Annotated in this window: 19 protein-coding genes and 3 tRNA genes; 18 read left to right on the top strand and 4 right to left on the bottom strand. The window is 57.1% G+C overall.

Going from position 1 to position 18,143, the window contains the following annotated elements; genetic code table 11:
• Positions 1-12 precede the first annotated feature (12 nt).
• From HMPREF1631_RS02270 to HMPREF1631_RS02235, 8 genes are all read left to right on the top strand, one after another.
• Positions 13-336, top strand: coding sequence for a hypothetical protein (locus HMPREF1631_RS02270; protein WP_034231902.1), 324 nt, complete (start codon positions 13-15; stop codon positions 334-336).
• Positions 337-357: 21 nt separating this feature from the next.
• Positions 358-834 carry a peroxiredoxin gene (locus HMPREF1631_RS02265; RefSeq protein WP_034231899.1) on the top strand — a complete coding sequence of 159 codons (477 nt, stop codon included), beginning with the start codon at positions 358-360 and terminating at the stop codon, positions 832-834.
• Between the two features lie 152 nt (positions 835-986).
• A tRNA-Leu gene (locus tag HMPREF1631_RS02260) sits at positions 987-1,068 on the top strand.
• Between the two features lie 198 nt (positions 1,069-1,266).
• The gene (locus HMPREF1631_RS02255; RefSeq protein ID WP_034231896.1) at positions 1,267-2,010 is read left to right on the top strand and encodes a fumarylacetoacetate hydrolase family protein; all 744 of its coding nucleotides are present in this window, start codon (positions 1,267-1,269) and stop codon (positions 2,008-2,010) included.
• 69 nt (positions 2,011-2,079) lie between these two features.
• Positions 2,080-3,588 carry a glutamate--tRNA ligase gene (gltX, locus tag HMPREF1631_RS02250; RefSeq protein ID WP_034231893.1) on the top strand — a complete coding sequence of 503 codons (1,509 nt, stop codon included), beginning with the start codon at positions 2,080-2,082 and terminating at the stop codon, positions 3,586-3,588.
• A gap of 207 nt (positions 3,589-3,795) precedes the next feature.
• Positions 3,796-3,867: transfer RNA gene (locus HMPREF1631_RS02245), tRNA-Gln, on the top strand.
• Between the two features lie 18 nt (positions 3,868-3,885).
• Positions 3,886-3,958, top strand: a tRNA-Glu gene (locus HMPREF1631_RS02240).
• A gap of 103 nt (positions 3,959-4,061) precedes the next feature.
• Positions 4,062-4,514 (top strand): very short patch repair endonuclease, encoded by a 453-nt coding sequence (locus tag HMPREF1631_RS02235; protein WP_052046965.1) that lies wholly within the window; start codon positions 4,062-4,064, stop codon positions 4,512-4,514.
• On the opposite strand, the gene HMPREF1631_RS02230 is transcribed toward HMPREF1631_RS02235, so the two are convergent.
• Complete coding sequence (locus tag HMPREF1631_RS02230) at positions 4,498-5,637, bottom strand: glycosyltransferase family 4 protein (RefSeq protein WP_034232054.1); 1,140 nt, start codon at positions 5,635-5,637, stop codon at positions 4,498-4,500. The two genes, HMPREF1631_RS02235 and HMPREF1631_RS02230, sit on opposite strands and share 17 nt — an antisense overlap.
• Positions 5,638-5,651: 14 nt before the next feature.
• On the bottom strand, positions 5,652-6,383 hold the full coding sequence (locus HMPREF1631_RS02225) for an IclR family transcriptional regulator (protein ID WP_034231890.1): 732 nt from the start codon (positions 6,381-6,383) through the stop codon (positions 5,652-5,654).
• A gap of 152 nt (positions 6,384-6,535) precedes the next feature.
• Between HMPREF1631_RS02225 and murA the strand changes: the two genes are divergently transcribed.
• Both murA and HMPREF1631_RS02215 read left to right on the top strand, forming a co-directional pair.
• On the top strand, positions 6,536-7,861 hold the full coding sequence (murA, locus tag HMPREF1631_RS02220) for a UDP-N-acetylglucosamine 1-carboxyvinyltransferase (RefSeq protein WP_034231887.1): 1,326 nt from the start codon (positions 6,536-6,538) through the stop codon (positions 7,859-7,861).
• Positions 7,862-7,923: 62 nt separating this feature from the next.
• On the top strand, positions 7,924-9,054 hold the full coding sequence (locus HMPREF1631_RS02215; protein WP_034231884.1) for a D-alanine--D-alanine ligase family protein: 1,131 nt from the start codon (positions 7,924-7,926) through the stop codon (positions 9,052-9,054).
• Between the two features lie 112 nt (positions 9,055-9,166).
• On the opposite strand, the gene HMPREF1631_RS02210 is transcribed toward HMPREF1631_RS02215, so the two are convergent.
• Entirely contained in the window at positions 9,167-10,630 is a 1,464-nt protein-coding gene (locus tag HMPREF1631_RS02210) for an amino acid permease (RefSeq protein ID WP_052046964.1), read from the bottom strand.
• 260 nt (positions 10,631-10,890) lie between these two features.
• A complete protein-coding gene (gene rpmB / locus HMPREF1631_RS06930; RefSeq protein ID WP_084707328.1) occupies positions 10,891-11,082 on the bottom strand; it encodes a 50S ribosomal protein L28 in 192 nt (63 codons plus the stop codon).
• A 190-nt stretch (positions 11,083-11,272) separates the two neighbouring features.
• Here rpmB and HMPREF1631_RS02200 point away from each other — a divergent pair, with 190 nt between their 5' ends.
• The 8 genes from HMPREF1631_RS02200 to HMPREF1631_RS02165 are packed head-to-tail and all read left to right on the top strand — an operon-like array spanning position 11,273 to position 18,103.
• Positions 11,273-13,510: an ATP-dependent DNA helicase RecG gene (locus tag HMPREF1631_RS02200; protein ID WP_034231877.1), complete on the top strand. Its 2,238-nt coding sequence runs from the start codon at positions 11,273-11,275 to the stop codon at positions 13,508-13,510.
• Positions 13,507-14,097, top strand: a complete 591-nt coding sequence (gene rsmD, locus HMPREF1631_RS02195) for a 16S rRNA (guanine(966)-N(2))-methyltransferase RsmD (protein ID WP_232215397.1) — start codon at positions 13,507-13,509, stop codon at positions 14,095-14,097. The genes HMPREF1631_RS02200 and rsmD overlap by 4 nt, the downstream gene beginning before the upstream one ends.
• On the top strand, positions 14,094-14,576 hold the full coding sequence (gene coaD / locus HMPREF1631_RS02190) for a pantetheine-phosphate adenylyltransferase (RefSeq protein WP_034231874.1): 483 nt from the start codon (positions 14,094-14,096) through the stop codon (positions 14,574-14,576). The genes rsmD and coaD overlap by 4 nt, the downstream gene beginning before the upstream one ends.
• Positions 14,569-15,234, top strand: a complete 666-nt coding sequence (locus tag HMPREF1631_RS06750; RefSeq protein ID WP_052046963.1) for a hypothetical protein — start codon at positions 14,569-14,571, stop codon at positions 15,232-15,234. The genes coaD and HMPREF1631_RS06750 overlap by 8 nt, the downstream gene beginning before the upstream one ends.
• A 49-nt stretch (positions 15,235-15,283) precedes the next feature.
• Positions 15,284-15,856 (top strand): DUF177 domain-containing protein, encoded by a 573-nt coding sequence (locus HMPREF1631_RS02180; protein WP_232215396.1) that lies wholly within the window; start codon positions 15,284-15,286, stop codon positions 15,854-15,856.
• The gene (gene rnc, locus HMPREF1631_RS02175) at positions 15,853-16,575 is read left to right on the top strand and encodes a ribonuclease III (RefSeq protein ID WP_052046962.1); all 723 of its coding nucleotides are present in this window, start codon (positions 15,853-15,855) and stop codon (positions 16,573-16,575) included. The genes HMPREF1631_RS02180 and rnc overlap by 4 nt, the downstream gene beginning before the upstream one ends.
• A 1-nt stretch (position 16,576) precedes the next feature.
• The gene (mutM, locus tag HMPREF1631_RS02170; RefSeq protein ID WP_034231871.1) at positions 16,577-17,449 is read left to right on the top strand and encodes a bifunctional DNA-formamidopyrimidine glycosylase/DNA-(apurinic or apyrimidinic site) lyase; all 873 of its coding nucleotides are present in this window, start codon (positions 16,577-16,579) and stop codon (positions 17,447-17,449) included.
• A gap of 33 nt (positions 17,450-17,482) precedes the next feature.
• Positions 17,483-18,103: a response regulator transcription factor gene (locus tag HMPREF1631_RS02165; protein WP_052046979.1), complete on the top strand. Its 621-nt coding sequence runs from the start codon at positions 17,483-17,485 to the stop codon at positions 18,101-18,103.
• Positions 18,104-18,143 lie beyond the last annotated feature (40 nt).

The following is an 18,143-nucleotide window of genomic DNA, read 5'->3' as shown; positions in this document are numbered from 1 at the left end:
CACAGTTAAAGAATGAGGAAATATCTGGTTGCGACGCGGTGCGTCAATCTTCTGTTTGCCTTCCTGATGGCCGCCTGCGGGCTTTGGACGCTGTGGGGGCTCGGGCTGCGCCCGGCTGTTTTCGGTGTGGGCCTGATAGGACTGGTCTGTCTGGGAAGCGCAGTTTACGGTTGGTGCAAAAACAGTCTGTACCCGCTTGCGGGCGGAAGTCTCGCTTCGGGTCTGCTCTGGCCCACGCCGTGGGGAGCTGCGCCGATGATTTTCGGCTTTGTTCTTTTTATTCTGTCGGTGTCGCTGCGGATATTTATTGACTGTTTTGAACGCGACGGAAACTGAAAAAGCGAGAAAGGAAAAACAATGGTACGGCAGGAAGAAGGAATGACCGCTCCCGATTTTACGCTGCCCACCGCGGGCGGGGGAACCGTAAATCTGAGGGAAAGCGCGGCAAAAGCGGAAAAGGGCGTGGTTGTCTATTTTTATCCGCGGGCAATGACTCCCGGGTGCACGAAAGAAGCCTGTGATTTTCGCGATTCGGAAAGTGTTTTGCGCGCCGCAGGCTACACGGTGATCGGTATTTCTCCGGATAAAATTGCTTCTTTGGATAAATTCGCGGAAAAGAAAGAGCTGAATTTTGTGCTCGCTTCCGATCCCGACAGGGACGTCATGCGCCGGTGGGGTGCTTACGGTGAAAAGAAAAACTACGGCAGAATTGTGCAGGGAGTGATTCGTTCCACATTTGTTGTGGACCGCGACTGCCGCATCGTTTTGGCGAAATACAACGTCCGGGCCACGGGCCATGTGCAAAGACTGTGCAAAGAACTGGGGCTGGTCTGACTTTTTCGAAAGTGCGGCAGTGGGCGGAGCCTGCGGCAGCACATGGAATTTGCCATCCCGACATTCTCCCTTATATGCTTGTGCGCAGTCGGGATTCGCTGAAAACCGCGGCGTGTGCCTGATGCTTTGCCCTGCGGCGGCAGGGAATATATGCGCGGGTGGCGAAATTGGCAGACGCGCCGGATTTAGGTTCCGGTGCCTTCGGGCGTGGGGGTTCAAGTCCCCCCTCGCGCACGGCACAGCGGGGCCGGTTTCCAAAAAACGGATTTTGGGAACCGGCCTTTGTGCGGGTGTGTTTTGTGCCTGTCACGGCGAAAGAAAGCTGTTTTGTGTGTTTTGCAAGATTATCCGCAAAATAAATTTAAGCGGCGCCTGTTTACCCGATAGAATGGAAACCGAGACTGCGAACAGTAGACATTGGGCGGAGAATAAATGAAAATTGCAAGGATTTCCCTCGAATCCGGGCCGAGATTTGCGCAGATTGATCCCGGGTCGGGAAATTACCGTGTACTTGCGGGCGATCCGCTTTATCAGGGCGTTGCCTACACCGGGCAGGTATTTTCCGCCGCGGATGTGCGCCCCGTATCTCCTGTTCTTCCGCGCTCAAAAGTAGTCGTCTTCGACAGCGGCGATGCGCCGTGCGGGGCAGGGGAGAATTCGATGTATCTGAAACCCAATACTTCGGTTACGGGTCCCGATACGCCTTTGATTCTTCCTTCCTGGGGAAGCGAATTTACCTGCCGGCCGATGCTGGCGGCAATTATTTCCCGTCCCTGCAAGGAAATTCCCGCAGATATGGTTGCGCAGGCAGTCTATGGTTATACGCTTGTGAATCTGATTACCGCCGTCGAATACGCGGGCCGCGATCCCTACCGTGCCTTCGGCTTCGACACCTCCTGCGCCTCGGGTCCGGCTTTGGAAACGGAGCTCGAACCGGGCGAATACGAAATCACTTTGGCTGTGGACGGCGAGGTAGACACACAGATTTGCAGGTACGGTTTTTCCCGCGTACAGCAGGCGGTTTCTGCCGCGAGTACGGTGGCGACGCTGCTCCCGGCGGATTTGGTAACGGTCTGCGCGCTGCACGCCCCTGTGCCCGTCAGTGCGGGCACGGATCTTGCGGTGGATTTTGCGCCGCTGGGCGTATTGCGCAATCCTGTGGTTGCGGACAGGTAGAACGGATTTTGTAAAATTTTCGGATTTAACAATTCAGAAAGGATAGCCGACACATAGGCTGCAGAAATTATGAACAGTGCACATAATGCGGAGAACGAAGTCCGCGTCAGATTTGCCCCTTCGCCGACCGGCACCCCGCACGTGGGAATGGTGCGTACCTGTCTGTTTAACTGGGCGTATGCCCGTCATACCGGAGGGACGTTCGTATTTAGGATTGAAGATACCGATTCTGCCCGGGATTCGCGAGAATCCTACAACCAGATCATCGATTCCCTGCGGTGGCTGGGTCTGGATTGGGATGAGGGAGCGGAAGTCGGCGGCCCCAACGGTCCCTACCGCCAGTCGGAGCGGATGGATATTTATGCCGATGTGGCGCAGAAGCTGCTTGCGGGCGGTTACGCATACGAGTCGTTCTCCACTCCCGAAGAAATAGAAGAAAGGCACAGGGCCAGAGGGGAAGATCCAAAGCTCGGATACGACGGTTTTGACCGCGATCTTACGGATGCCCGGAAAGAGGAATATTTGGCCCGGGGCCGTAAGCCCGTACTGCGGATTCGGATGCCCGACGAAGACATAACCTTTACCGATCTGGTGCGCGGGGAAATCACTTTTAAAGCGGGTACCGTGCCCGATTACGTGATTGTGCGCGCCAACGGGGAACCGCTTTACACTCTGACAAATCCCGTGGACGACGCGATGATGGGCATTAATACGGTGCTGCGCGGGGAAGATCTTCTTTCTTCCACTCCGCGTCAGATCGTGCTCTACCGGGCACTGATGGAGTTGGGCATTGCCTCCCGGATACCGGTGTTCGGACACCTGCCGTATGTGATGGGCGAAGGAAACAAAAAACTCTCGAAGCGGGATCCGGAATCGAATCTGCTGCTGCACAGAGACAGGGGAATGATTCCCGAAGGGCTGCTTAACTACCTTGCCCTTTTGGGCTGGTCCATTGCGCCCGACCGGGATATTTTCAGCCGTGAGGAACTCGCCCGGGCTTTTGACATTGCCGATGTGAATCCGAACCCCGCCCGTTTCGACGACAAAAAGTGTGTGGCAATCAATGCGGAGCATATCCGAATGCTGGAAACTTCCGATCTGCGGAACCGGATTATCCCGTTCCTGCAGCGCGAAGGATTGGTACAGGCGGGAACGTACGAAGAATGCACACCCGACGTGCAGCGGATTCTGGATGCCGCGGTGCCTTTGGTGCAGACCCGAATCAGGCTGCTGGGGGAGGCTCCGCAGCTGATGAAATTCCTTTTTGCGGATTCCTCCGAAATAGAATACGAGGAAAAGGCAGTCGCAAAACTGAAAGATACCACGCCCGATGTGCTGGACCGTACAATTTCCGTGTTCGGGGAAATCGACGCCGCCAATTTCACGGCAGAGCACGTGAAAGAATGCTTCAGTGCGGCGGTAGTCGACGAAATGGGAATAAAGCCGCGTTTTGCCTATGCTCCGCTGTTTGTGGCAATGACGGGAACGAATGTTTCCCTGCCGGTGATCGATTCAATCGCGATCCTGGGAAAGACCGAGGCTCTGGCCCGTCTGCGGCGTTTGCGCGAAATATTTTAACCGCTGCGTCTGCGGCGCGAATTTCTCTGTGGGCTGTGCGGAATTCTCCGTGCGGCCCACAGGGCGTAATAGGGCATTTCTTTCCGGTGCGCCGCAGACGGGCCCTGCGCGGCAGAAGGCGTGAAGACCGTCACTGATTTTGATTTGCCTCCTGCCTGTGTTTGCACTATTATTATTAATCGTTGCTCCTGTGGGAGCAGCGAACATTGGGATATGGTGTAATTGGCAGCACGAGTGATTCTGGTTCATTTAGTCTAGGTTCGAGTCCTGGTATCCCAGCGGTGCGAGAGCACTTCCGCCCCGTTCGTCTAGCGGCCCAGGACATCGCCCTCTCACGGCGGTAACACCGGTTCAAATCCGGTACGGGGTACTCTTCCTGCCGGTGTCGGCAGTTTTGTTTTCCTCCGGCAGCCGGCCGGATATCCTCTGTAGCCCTTATACGGAGAAGGTATGTGCCGTAACGGGAAAGTCTGATGCGCAAAACAAAAGAACAGATATCGCATAATATGCGGCAGATCAGATCTGTCGATTCCGAAATTGAGATCATGCTCCGTAAGGAACTGTGGGCGCGGGGGCTGCGTTACCGGAAAAACTGCAAAACGGTATTCGGGAAACCGGATATCGCATTTATCGGGAAAAAGGTGTCGGTTTTTTGCGACGGTGAGTTCTGGCACGGCTACGACTGGGAAAACAGAAAAAAAGACATCCGGTCGAACCGTGAATTTTGGATCGCCAAAATTGAAAGAAATATGGCACGCGACAGGCAGGTAAACGAGACGCTGGAAAAATCCGGCTGGACGGTGCTCAGATACTGGGGCAGGGATATTCGGAAAAATCTGTCGCAGTGCGCAGACGAGATAGAAAGAATCCTGGCGGAAAAAACCGAAAAAGCGGAGGAAAATCCTTCTTTTAGGAAAGCAGATTGATCAGCGGCTGCGCCGACCGGTGCCATGTCCAGGCGTCTTTTACCCATTCCAGACCGGCTGCCCCCATTTGCCGTGCCCGCTGCCTGTTTTCCAGCAGATACAGCAGGCCGGCGGTGACTGCCTCCGGCCTGTGTCCGTTGACCACAATTCCCGTTCTGCCGTTTTGCACGGCTTCCGGCGCACCTCCCGAATCGCCTGCCAAAACGGGAAGACCGGCTGCGTAAGCCTCCAGATAGACAATCCCCAGACCTTCGATGTCCAGGCCTTTGCCCCGCGTGCGGCAGGGCATTGCGAATACGTCTCCCAGACAGTAGTGTGCCGCCAGTTCGCGGTAGGGGACTTCACCGGTAAAAATAATATCTGCGGCCGCGCTGCTTTTGTCTCTTAAAGCGTGCAGCCGGGAAGCATTCGGGCCTTTTCCCACGATCACCAGTTTTGTGCCGGGGAAACGGGCCGTAATCCGGGGCCAGATTTCGATCAGCATATCCTGCCCCTTGCGTTTCACGAGACGCGATATGCATGAAACCGCCACGTCGTGCTCTGCGATGCCGTAACGTCTGCGCAGTGACATGCGGGCACGTTCGTGAAAAGCAAAATCTTCGGGGCTGATGGCTCCGTGCAGCTGTACGGTCTGTGTTTCGCCCAGGAACGGGCGCAGCCGCTCCAAAGTGGCGCGGGTCAGATAGGTAACCGTATCGGCGTCGCGGAATATCTTTTTCAGCATCTGCCGTGCCCCGGGAAGCATCGACCAGCCGATTTCGTGGCCGTGGGTGGTGGCGACAATCCGTTTCGCCCCGGCTTCCCGGGCGGCGGAGGCAAGCAGTCCCAGGGGCGCAGCCGCACCGAACCAGACGTTAACTATCTTTTCGCTGCGGATAAGATCCTGCATTTTTCGGCGGACACGCGGTGTGGGAAGGAGTGTCGCGCAGGTGTCGCGCACAACGGCATACGGCACGCGCGAATCGTATTCCTCCGCCGTCTGCCCGCCGCACGTACGGGAGGGAAGCGAAGTGTAGACAACGAGTTTTTGCGGATCCAGCTCTTTGGCAAAGCCTTCGAGAAAAGTCTGAATGCCTCCTGCGCGCGGCGGAAAATCATTGGTGACCAAGAGTGTACGCTGCATTTTCTGCCTTAATTTCACAGTCCTTCGGTGCGCCGCAAGACTTCGGTTAAACGGTTTGCGGCTGCCACGAGTGCTGCCGCGTGCTGCCGTCCGGGCTGCTTTCCCATGCGTTCGATCGGACCGGAAATCGTCACTGCGGCAATAACGTGTCCGGACGGGCCGCGGACGGGTGCGGAAATAGAGGCAACGCCGGCTTCCCGTTCTCCGACAGACTGTGCCCAGCCGCGTCTGCGCACGGCGGAAAGCACGGTTGCGGTGAATTTTGCCCCGTGCAGACCGTGATGCAGGCGTTCCGGTTCTTCCCATGCCAAAAGAACCTGTGCGGCACTGCCGGCAAACATCGGCAGCGCGGCTCCCACGGGGATGGAATCCCGCAGTCCCATCGAACGCTCCGCCGCAGCCACGCAGATACGCTGATCCCCCTGACGCCGGTAGAGCTGTGCCGATTCGCCCGTATGGTCGCGCAGCGCAACAAGTACGGGATCTGCCGCCGCCAGCAGACGGTCTTCGCCTGCCGCTGCGGAAAGTTCGGAGATCCGCGGTCCCAAAATAAATCTGCCCTGAATATCCCGGGCAACCAGCCGGTGATACTCAAGAGCGACGGCCAGTCTGTGTGCGGTAGGCCGGGCGAGCTGCGTTGCCGCGACGAGCTGGGCAAGAGTGAGCGGACCCGCTTCGAGTGCGCACAGCACATGGGCCGCTTTGTCCAAAACACCTACGCCGCTGCCTGAATCGTTTGCTTTCATAAAACGATATTGGCATACCGGGTAATGAGACGCAACTCTATGGTGTGATTGTTAACGCCGCCGCGCGATATGGCCCGAAAATAAAGAAGGCGGAGTATTCTGGGAGAAGGTTATTTTTCGCAGGCGTAAATAAGAGGAATAAAAGGGGAGCGATGGCGGAAACGAAACTGAAAGTCCGTGGGGGAAAGCCTCTCCGGGGAGAGATTTTGGTGCGCGGGGCAAAGAATTTCGTGCCCAAGGCGATGGTCGCGGCGCTGCTTACGGCGGAAACGTCGGTGCTGCGCAATGTGCCGCTGCTGCGGGACGTGGACGTGACCGCACAGCTGCTGCGTGCGCACGGAGCGCAGGTGGATTACGATCAGGATGCCGGCGTACTTTCAATCACTCCGGGCACTTTGCGTCTTCCCGATCCGAACCGGGTGAATACGGTTGCGGGTTCTTCCCGGATCCCGATTTTGTTCTGCGGGCCGCTTCTGCACGCATTGGGAGAGGCCTTTATCCCGGATCTGGGAGGATGTCATATCGGCAGCCGGCCGGTTGATTTTCATCTTTCGGTACTCGAGGATTTCGGGGCAGTCCGCAATGCGCAGGACACCGGGCTGCATCTGACGGCCCCGCGCGGTCTGCGGGCCCGGAAAGTACATCTTCCCTATCCTTCCGTGGGTGCCACGGAACAGACCCTGCTGGCGGCTGTGCTGGCCCGCGGGGTGACGGAGCTTTCCGGTGCGGCAGTGGAACCGGAGATTATTGATCTGATTGCGGTATTGCAGAAAATGGGTGCCCTGATCACCGTAGACACGGACCGTACGATTCATATCGAAGGCGTGTCCGAACTCCACGGCTACCGGCATACGGCCCTGCCCGACAGAATCGAGGCCGGATCATGGGCATGTGCCGCATTGGCCACCCGCGGAGACATCACCGTCCGGGGCGCACGGCAGGCGGATATGATGAATTTCCTGAACATATACCGCAAAGTGGGAGGGCAGTTTGAGGTCTGTGACGACGCGATTCGATTCTGGCATCCCGGGGGCGCTCTGCGTTCGATCCCGATTGAAACCGATGTACACCCGGGATTTATGACCGACTGGCAGCAGCCGATGGTAGTTGCCTTAACGCAGGCGGAAGGCGTGTCTGTTGTGCACGAAACCGTGTATGAAAACCGTTTTGGCTTTACCGAGGCATTAAACCAGATGGGTGCCCATATTCAGGTATACAGCGAATGTCTGGGGTCGAAAAAGTGCCGTTTCGGACGGGAAAATTTCTTCCATTCCGCCGTTATTCAGGGGCCGACGCCTTTGCATGCGGCAGATATCGAAGTTCCCGACCTGCGCGGCGGTTTTTCGCATCTGATTGCTGCTTTGGCGGCCGAAGGGGAATCTACGGTGCGCGGAATAGATATTATCAACCGCGGTTACGAACATTTCATGCACAAACTTTCGGCATTGGGTGCCGATGTGGAAAAAATTACGGATTAAACAATCGGACGGTACCGCCCGGCTTTGGCGAATACCCTCCGGCACAGTAAAGGTTTACGAAAATGAAACAACAGAACGGCAAAATTCGCGTGGCGCTGATTTACGGCGGTACTTCCGGGGAACATCCGATTTCCTGCGCAACGGCCGGAGCGGTGATGGCTGCTTTGGATCCCGAAAAGTATGAGGTGCTTTCGATTGCGATCACCGAACGGGGTGATTGGGTGCCGGGAGTCACCGATCCGCGGCTGCTGCAGCTGAATAAGGCCTCTACCCATGTCGCGCAGAGCGAAACGCGGATTGTGTTCGCCCCGGGCAGCGGCAGGCAGAGTCTGCTGCAGATAACGGGGCAGGGCGCGCAAATGCGGGTAACGGATCTGGGGCCCGTTGATGTGGCTTTTCCGCTTCTGCACGGTCCTTTCGGGGAGGACGGGACGATCCAGGGACTGTTTGAGATGGCAAACGTTCCTTATGTGGGCTGCGGGGTTTTTGCCTCTGCGGCGGGCATGGATAAAGAATACATGAAAACAGTGCTCTGTGCGGCGGGCATTCCGACCGGTCCGTATACTGCGGTAACGGCGAAGGACTGGCTGCTGAACCGGGAAGATGTGCTTGAAAAAATCCGCCGGCTAAAGTTTCCGCTCTATGTGAAGCCGGCCCGGGCGGGCTCTTCTCTCGGAATCACGCGTGTGGAGACGTCCGAAGGGCTGGTCCGCGCAATTGAGACGGCGCAGGAATATGATCCGAAGGTGATCGTGGAGCAGGGAATTTCCGGTATGGAAGTGGAATGCGCGGTTTTGGGCGGCGGACTGCATTCCCCGGCCCGTGCCTCCGTTCCCGGAAGAGCGGTTATGGGAGACGCGGAAGCAGACGGTTTCTACGATTTCCGGCATAAATACATTGCCACGGATTCGCTGCAGATGCAGATTCCGGCCCAAATTCCCTCCGAAACGGCGCAAAAGATACGCCGGATGGCTGTCCGTGCTTTTGACGCGGTCGGCTGTGAGGGGCTGACGCGCGTTGATTTCTTTGTGACGGAGGACGGGTCTGTACTGGTAAACGAGATTAATACGATGCCCGGATTCACGCCTTTCTCCATGTATCCGACGATGTGGGAGAAAACGGGTATTTCCTATCCGCAGCTGATTGACCGGCTGATTGAACTCGCCTTGGAGCGGGGAACCGGTCTGCACTGAGCGAAGGCCGCAGGGCACAGGCGACAGTGCGGAAAGCCGGTGTTTTCCGCAGCAAAAACGTCTCTTCTCCCGTATGAGACAGACGGGAGAAGAGACGTTTGCCTATTATTGTTTATTTGCTCTTTTCTTTCTCGGCTGTGCGGTCCGTCTGCGATCTTAATTTTTCAAGACGCAGAATTTCCGCCACGGAAGACGGGTACGGCAGACTGCGTACCTTGTTTAAAATGGGGAAAGAGCCGAAGAGCAGAATCATATAGGGAATTCCTGCCGTCCAGCTTACGGGCATCAGTCCGCGCAGACCGCAGAAAATCGCGACTGTGGCGATAATTACGGCAATGTTTACCACGGGTGCGCCCCACAGATAAGCGGGAGGACGGGGGCTGTTTTGAGCCTTTTCCTTTGCCCGGAATCTCATATGCGTGAGCATTACCAGAATCCATGTGAGCAGAATTCCCACGGTCGCGCAGCCGTAAAGGACCATGAATGCGTTGTTGGGAGACCAGATTGCCAGTGCGGAGGCAGTGACAAAACAGACGGTTGCCAACGCCACGGCACCGTGCGGTGATCCCTGATGCGAGGTTCGGGAAGCGAATTTGGGAGCCATGCCGTCCAGAGCCAGAGAATGAATGGCCCGCGAAGCGGCGTATAAACATCCGTTCGCGGCGGAGAGCGCGGCAATAATCAGAATTCCGTTCATCACGTGTCCGGCTCCCGCGATCCCGATATCATCCAGAACTTTCACGAACGGGGAAGCCTCCGCGTTTCCGGCATCTTTTACCGTCTGCGTCCAGGGCTGCAGACCAATCACGATCGATACGGCGAACACGTAGAAAATCAGCAGACGCCAGATCATGGTTCCCGCCGCCCGCGGAATATCGCGCTGCGGGTGCTGCGATTCGGCAGCCGCAAGAGATACGTTTTCAATCCCCCCGAAAGAAAATACCGCCATGCAGGTTGCCAGGAGTATCCCCGTCACGCCTTTGGGCATGAATCCCCCGTGGGAGGTGAAGTTGGTCAGCCCCAAAGAACCGTGGTCTGCCGGCCATCCCCATAAAATTACGGAAAACCCGAGCAGAATGAAGACGGCGATCGCAATTACCTTTACCATTGAGAACCAGTATTCGGATATGCCGTAGAGCCTTACGGTGGCAAGGTTAAGGGTAATGATGAAAGCCGAACACAAAACCGTGCCGACGGCAAGGGGAAGATTTACGAACCAATGCTGGAGATATGTGGCGGTTGCCACCACTTCGGCACCCACGGCGAACAGATAGGTGACAACGAAATTCCAGCGTGTGACGTAGCCGCCCATTTTACCGAGAAAAACGGCGGCAATTGCGCCGTGTCCGCCGGGCACGGGGTATACGGACACCATTTCCGCCAGCGCCCACACCACGGATAAGGCGATAACCCCTGCCAGGGCATAGGAGATAACCGTGGCAGGGCCGGCAAAAGCAATCGTTGATCCCGAGCCGAGAAACAGGCCCGTGCCCAATGCCCCCGAAAGGGCGATCATTGAGATCTGTGCGCCTGTCAGCCTCCGTTTTAGCGATGTATGCTGTGTTTCTTCGTGCATTTTGTTACTTTCTGATTGCTTTTGCGTTAATGTTTGCAGACATTACAGTCCCGATTATTGTACTTCGCAGGGAAAAGAGAAAAAAATGTTTCATATCCCGGACATATATGCGCCCTGCGGAAGGGCGGGAGGGCGAAGATGCGCATACGCAGTGTGAACGGGACCTGCGCGGAGGGGGAAAAAGACGGGCGGGAGCGGATATGAAAAATCCTTCCCGCAGACGGTTGCGGAAAGGATTTCCCCAAAAAACAACGGCTGTTTCAGATGTTGCGCGTCACCTTGCCGGCTTTCAGGCAGGATGTGCAGACATTGAGACGCTTTGGCGCGCCTTTTACGAGTGCGCGTACACGCTGAATGTTTGGGTTCCAACGACGGCTCGTACGCACATGGGAGTGCGAGACGCTCTTGCCGAAGCCTGGGCCCTTGCCGCAGACGTCACATACAGAGGCCACGGTTATCTCCTTTGTTTAAGTAGTTGGGTAAAATCCCAATTAAAATTACAACTTAAAAATACTATCGAATAATCGGGCAATATGCCAAGTTTCGCCGCGGAAAACGGAAAGTGGTATTAGGCACTTTAATTTTCGGGGGATATTAACTGCTATGCTTGTGAAAGTATATCTGTAACGTCTGGGCGATAATATGGAGAAAAAAGTAAATGCGCTTGTCTCGGAAGGCAGGGATTTTTTCGCTTCCCCCCTTGCCCGGGTTTTGGGAACGCGCAGCGCCGAGGCGCTGGCCAAACTGGATTTGCACACGGTGGGGGATCTGCTGGGCCATATTCCGTTTCGTCTCGCGCACAGAGGGGAACTGATGCCGATTGCCCGGGTGCGCGAAGGAGAATCGGTAACAGTGCTGGCCCGCGTGCTTTCCGCCCGGATCCGTCCGATGAACACCCGCGCGGGATTTGTTTTGAACGTGACGGTTTCCGACGGCGAACATGAGTTGGAGCTGACGTTTTTTGCCCGCACGCAGCGTCCGCTGAGATACCATCTGCAGCGTCTTTCCCCCGGCCGGCAGGCTCTGTTTTGCGGCACGGTCGGCATATACAGGGGATCTTTGCAGCTGACCCATCCGGAATACGAAATTCCCGATTCCCCCGGGGACGTGGACAGACAGACCGTTGCCGCACCGATTCCCATCTACCATTCGGCGGCGAAAGTGCCCCCGTGGAGAATAAAACAGGCGCTGGCGCTGATCCTGCCCCGGGTTACGGAACAGACCATGGCGGAGATACTGCCGCAGAGCTATATCGGGCGTTTTTCCCTGCCCGGCAGGGCGCAGGCGATTCACGATCTTCATCAGCCCCCTACGGATGAGGCGTGGGCGGCGGCACTGAAGCGCATGAAATACGAAGAGGCGTTTGTGCTGCAGACGTTTTTGGCCGACCGCCGTGCGCAGGCCGACCGCCGGCGCGCCCCCGCCTGTCCGCCGCGGGAAAACGGTCTGTGTTCCCGTTTTCAAAGCCGTCTTCCTTTTCGGCTTACCGCAGACCAAAAACAGGTAATCGCGCAGATCAGTGCGGATTTGGCGCAGGAAAGGCCCATGCGCCGGCTGCTGCAGGGTGATGTGGGCACGGGGAAGACGGCCGTTGCCCTATATGCCATGCTCCGGGCGGCGGACGCAGGCCGGCAGGCGGTACTGCTTGCCCCTACGGAAGTTTTGGCACGGCAGCATTTTGAGGCAATCGGGAAAATGCTCGGAGAGCGCCGGCCGGGCGTAATCTGCGAAGCAGGGGAAGAGCTGCGCATTGATCTTCTGACCGGCTCAATGCCCGAAAAAGAGAAAAAATCCGTGCTGCGCCGGATAGAAAGCGGCACTTCCCGTCTTATTGTCGGCACACATGCGCTGCTGCAGGACAATATCCGTCTGCCTTTCCCCGGGCTGACGGTGATAGACGAACAGCACCGTTTCGGTGTCGACCAGCGCGCCGGACTCGCCGGCGGCGCGCATCTGCTGGTAATGACGGCCACTCCGATTCCCCGCACGGTTGCAATGACGGCCTTTGGGGACCTGAACGTGTCTGTGATCAAAGAAGCGCCGAAAGGAAGAAAACCGATTCAGACGGTTTTGGTCCCGCTGCGCAACAGACGCTGGAGAGAGAGGATGTGGCAGCGCGCGGCAGAGGAGATTGCCGCCGGCGGACGTGTATTTGTGGTCTGTCCGCGGATTGGCGCGGGGGAAGAAGAGGAGCAGAGCGCTTTCGCTTCGGAAGGGGATTGCCCGCCGGAGGAGCTTTTCCCGCCGTCTTTGGCCGCTCCCGTGCCGCCGCGGGAACCGTTTTCCGTGGAGAGCGCGTTTTCCATGCTTGCGAAAATGCCGCTGTTTGCGGATACGGGGATCGGTATTCTGCACGGAAAAATGGATTCCGCGCAGAAAACAAAGGCCATGGACGATTTTGCTTCCGGTGTTACCCCGCTGCTGGTCACAACGACCGTGATTGAGGTGGGGGTGGACGTTCCCGAGGCAACGGTGATGATTGTTTTGGATGCCGAGCGTTTCGGCCTGGCGCAGCTTCACCAGCTGCGGGGCAGAATCGGAAGAGGCAGCCGCGAAGCACTGTGTCTGGCGGTCCACGATGCCGCCCCGCAGACGCAGGCCGCAAAGCGTTTGGAGTGTTTTGCCCGCATATCGGACGGTTTTTTGCTGGCGGCGGAGGATCTGAAACTGCGCCGGGTGGGTAACGTGCTGGGAACCGAACAGTCGGGCCGGCATTCCGCGCTGCGTTTTTTGGATGTGGCCGAAGATGCCGATATTATTTTGGCAGCCCGCCGCGGGGCCGAGGGTATGTCCGCCGCGGAGGCCGGCAATCCGGCACTGCGCCGGGCGGTGCGGGAACTGGAATCCGTTTCCGACATCGGATATCTGGAGAAAGGATGATGATGACGCGTATTGTGGCAGGCAGCGCAAAAGGGCGGAGTCTGCGGGTGCCGAAATCCGGTACGCGGCCGACTTCGGGCAGAGTGCGCGAAGCGCTGTTTTCCCGTCTTGAACATCTGGGATATATTGCGGACTGCCGTGTTTTGGATCTGTTTTCCGGATGCGGGGCGCTCGCCCTGGAAGCTCTCTCGCGCGGGGCTGCGGGGGCAGTATGCGTGGAGTGCGCTCCTTCCGCCGTGAAAATAATTGCGGAAAATGCGGAAAAACTGGGATTTGGCCCGCAGTGCGAGGTGGTCGGGCAAAAAGTATCTTCGTTTCTTGCCGGCTGTGCCGCCGACCCTGCGCGCCCTTACGATCTTGTGTTTCTTGATCCGCCTTATGATCTGCCGCAGGCGTGCCTGACCGACATTTTACAGGCTTTGCGCCCCTGCCTGCTTTCGGATTCGCTGGTGGTCGCGGAGCGTCGGGCAACCGACCCCAAACCGGTCTGGCCCGTTTTTCTGCGTGCCTGCGATTGGCGAAAATGGGGGGATACCGGAGTGTGGACTGCGAAATTTTGCGGCAGCGGGAATACAATGGAGACATGAGCATTGCGATCTGCCCCGGTTCTTACGATCCGATTACCTTCGGCCATTTGGACGTCATCGAGCGAACCAGTAAAATGTTTGACGAAGTGGTGGTTTTGGTGGCGCACAATGCCAAGAAAAAGTATCTGTTCACCGATGACGAGCGGCTGGCTTCCGCACGGGAGGCACTTGCTTTTCTGCCCAATATCAGGGTGGAATTAATTGACGGTTTGGTGGCGGAGTATGCGAAAAGCATCCGGGCGGATGCAATCGTGAAAGGTCTGCGCGGGCCTGCCGATTATGATGCGGAGCAGGCGATGGCGCTTTTGAACCGCCACCTCAGCGGTGTGGAGACGATTTTTGTTATGGGCAGTTCCACGCTCATGCACGTGGCTTCGTCTTTTGTGAAGGATGTTGCCCTGCACGGGGGACCGATCCGTGATTTGGTACCGGTAAACGTAGCACGGCTACTGGAAGAGAAAGTGAAAAACAATGGATGAGAACGCTCTGCCGGAGCAGGCTGAATCTATCTTGGAGTTGCTCGACGAGATGACGGCAATGGTTGAAAACGCAAAACCGATGCCGCTTTCCGCTTCGATTCTGGTGAATAAATCGGAAATGCTGGAAATGCTGAAAACGGCGGCCGAGATTATGCCGCTGCAGATTGTGCGTGCCGACGAAGTGCTGCAGGACGCGGCGAAGGTTTCGGACGACGCCCGGTTTAGGGCACGGAATGTGCGCGAAAGGGCAAGCGCGGAAGCGGAACAGATTTTGGCAAAAGCGAAGCAGGATGCCGGGCGTCTGACGGAGCGGGAATCGGTTGTTGTGGCGGCAAAGTCCCGGGCAACACAGATCCTGGACGAGGCAAAGGAGAAAGCCAACCGTATTTCCCGCGGCGCGGACAGGTATTCGGATTCGGCGTTGGATGCGCTTTCGGAGCAGATCAACGCTCTGTACGGAGAATTGGATAATGTAACCCGGGCTCTGGATTCTCTGCGGCAGCAGATCGACGCCGGCCGGCAGGTGCTTGCCCGGCGCCGCGACGAAGAGCAGAAGAAGCGCATGGATGCGGCCGACGCATTGGCGGGAAACAGTTCCGCGGCGGATGCAGACGATATACAGACTGCGGAGTTTGCCGCCGACGACTCCGAACTGTGATTTATCTGCGGTCCGCAGGTACGTTTTGCGATAGGGAATAGAAATGAAAATGTGCAATCCGTTTGTCCTTCAGGTGCAGGATCTGCCGGAACGCGGGGAAGTAGGACGCAGCTGTGTGCGCAATGTGCGGCTGCCGGAGAGCTTCGGGGTGGAGCTGTATACCATTCCCGCAGGCAGTGAGGTGCATTTGGATCTGAATCTGACTTCCGCACAGGAGGGAATTCTTGTTTCCGGCACGGTGCGGGCAACGGCACGGGGCCGCTGTTCGCGCTGTCTGCGGGATTTTTCCGCGCAGATGAATGAAAATATGGCGGAATTGGTATTTTTCCCCGAGCGCGTGCGGGAGCTGACGGCGCAGGGAGATACGCAGGCGGCTGATTTTCCCGTAATTTCGGAAGACACACTGGATTTGGAACCGCTTGTGCGCGACGCGCTTATATCGGCAATGCCTTTCACTCCCGTATGCGAGCCGGATTGCCGGGGAATGTGTTCCGGGTGCGGACAGCTGTGGAAAGATTTGCCCGCCGATCACAGCCACACCCTGCCGGATTCGCGTTTTGCCGCTTTGGACGGGCTGTTTTTGCAGATGCAGGCAGAACGGGAAAGTGAAGGGGATCAATGACGCAGTCCCACGATTTTGAACAGCTTTTTGCGGCCTGGGGATGCCGGATCGATCCGGATCTTCTGGATTTGGCTCTCACACACCGTTCATGGGCTTTTGAACACGATACGGGATCCAACGAACGCCTGGAATTTTTCGGCGATTCCATTTTGGGCCTGATCGCAGTGGAGCGGATTTTCACGGATTATCCGCACTGTGACGAAGGGCTGATGACGAAGTTTAAGGCGGCCAGTGTTTCGGAACATGCTTTGGCGCAGGTGGCCGAAAAAATTCGTCTGGGCGATTTCCTGAAACTCGGTAACGGTTCGGAAAAAAACGGTGACCGCCGGAAACCCTCTATTCTGTCTGACGGCGTGGAAGCCCTGATTGCGGCAACCTATCTGACCCACGGAATGGAGACAACACGCAAAATCGTGGAACGCCACCTTGCTCCGCTGATCCGCAGTGCGGTGCTGGCAGGACCGGCAAATGACTGGCGTACCTCTTTTGAGCAGCTTGCGCGGCGGAAAGGGATCGAGGGTACGGTGAGTTACCGGATCACGGGAGAAGGGCCGGACCATGCGCGCCGCTATTACGCAACGGTGATTCTGGCGGGAAAAGAATGGGGGAAAGGCGAAGCCTCGTCGCAGAAAACGGCAAAACTTGCCGCGTGCGAAAATGCCTACCGTCATCTGGAGAACGGCGTTTCTTTGGACGGTGAATGGACGGACGGGCGGTAATATGCCCGAGCTGCCGGAAGCGGAGACTATCCGCCGCGGTCTTGAACCGTACGTGAAGGGGAAAAGGATTGCCGCAGTAAGGCTGTTTCATCCGCGCGTGGCGCGTTTTAATCCCGAGGGGCTGGACGGCATCCTTAATCTGCGGATTGAAGCGCTGGTGCGTCGGGGAAAATATCTTTGGTTTCTCTTTCCCGGCAGCGCGTTGGTGGCCCATCTGAGAATGTCGGGTCAGTTTCGGATCGGAAAAGTGGATTCTCCGCATCTGCGGGCAAGACTTACCCTCAGCGACGGAACGGCCGTCAGTTTTGTGGACCAGCGCACGTTCGGCTATCTGCATTTGGACTGCGTTGCCCCTGCGGCAGACGGGTTCCCCGCCGGGTGCGGCAGCGACAGCCTCTGCCTGCCGGTGTCGGTGCGCAAAACGGCACGGGATTTATTGGATCCCGCAGTGAATTTGGACCGGCTTGCCGCGGAGGCGAAAAAACGGCGCAGAGCCGTCAAATCTCTTTTGCTGGCACAGGATTTCGTTTCGGGGATCGGGAATATATATGCCGACGAGGCTCTGTGGGCTGCACGGATCAACGGCGGACGAAGAGCGGATACGCTTTCGCTTTCCGCTCTGCATCTGCTTTTTGCCGCCGCGCGCGAGATTATGAAACGCTCTATTGACTGCGGCGGCACGTCTTTCGACAAACTGTATGTGAACGTCTCCGGCAGGGCGGGATATTTTGCACGGTCGTTAAATGCCTACGGCAGGAGTGGGCAACCGTGTTTAAGATGTGGCACACTTCTAGTGAAAGAACCGTTTATGGGCAGATCCTCAACATACTGCCCGCAGTGTCAGTCACGTCGGAAAGAAAAAGACGGGAGATGAAGAGCCGTGGAAGAGAGAAAAAACATCAATGTGATGATTATTGACGATCACGAGGTTGTGCGCCGCGGAATCAGCGAGGTGGTGGAACGCGCGGAGGGTCTGAAGGTGATTGCCGAAGCCGGATCGGTTTCCGAGGCGGTACGGCGCTGTGAACTGATGAATCCCGATGTGGCCCTGGTGGATCTGCGGCTTCCCGACGGCACGGGAATCGACATTATCGAACAGGTAAAGGAACGCTCCCCGCAAACCAGCTGCGTGGTGCTCACTTCTTTCGACGACGACGAAGCCCTGGCCGAATCCCTGGCGGCAGGCGCAAAAGCGTATCTGCTGAAAACGGTGCGCGGTGCCGAAATAACGGAAGTCATTAAGGCCGTGGCTGCCGGAAGGGTGCTTTTGGATGAACGCACGGTAACCCGGCGGCGTGCCGACCATGACGATCCGACTGCCGATCTGACGCCTTCGGAACGAAAAGTGCTGGAGCTGATCGGAGACGGAATGTCCAACCGCGAAATTGGCGATAAACTGGGTGTTGCCGAAAAAACCGTGAAAAATCATATTACGTCGCTGCTGGCAAAAATGGGCATGCAGCGCCGGACCCAGGTTACTGCCTGGGTAGCGGGGCAGAGAGCTTCCGGGTGGAGAAACAGGCACTGAGCCTTTAACCGAAATTTGCGGGGCGTAGCGCACTTGCGCG

It is taken from the genome of Arcanobacterium sp. S3PF19, from assembly GCF_000758825.1.
Lineage (GTDB): Bacteria > Actinomycetota > Actinomycetes > Actinomycetales > Actinomycetaceae > Arcanobacterium_A.
Note: the sequence above shows the minus strand (reverse complement) of the source record. Positions and strands in the feature narration are given on the sequence as shown.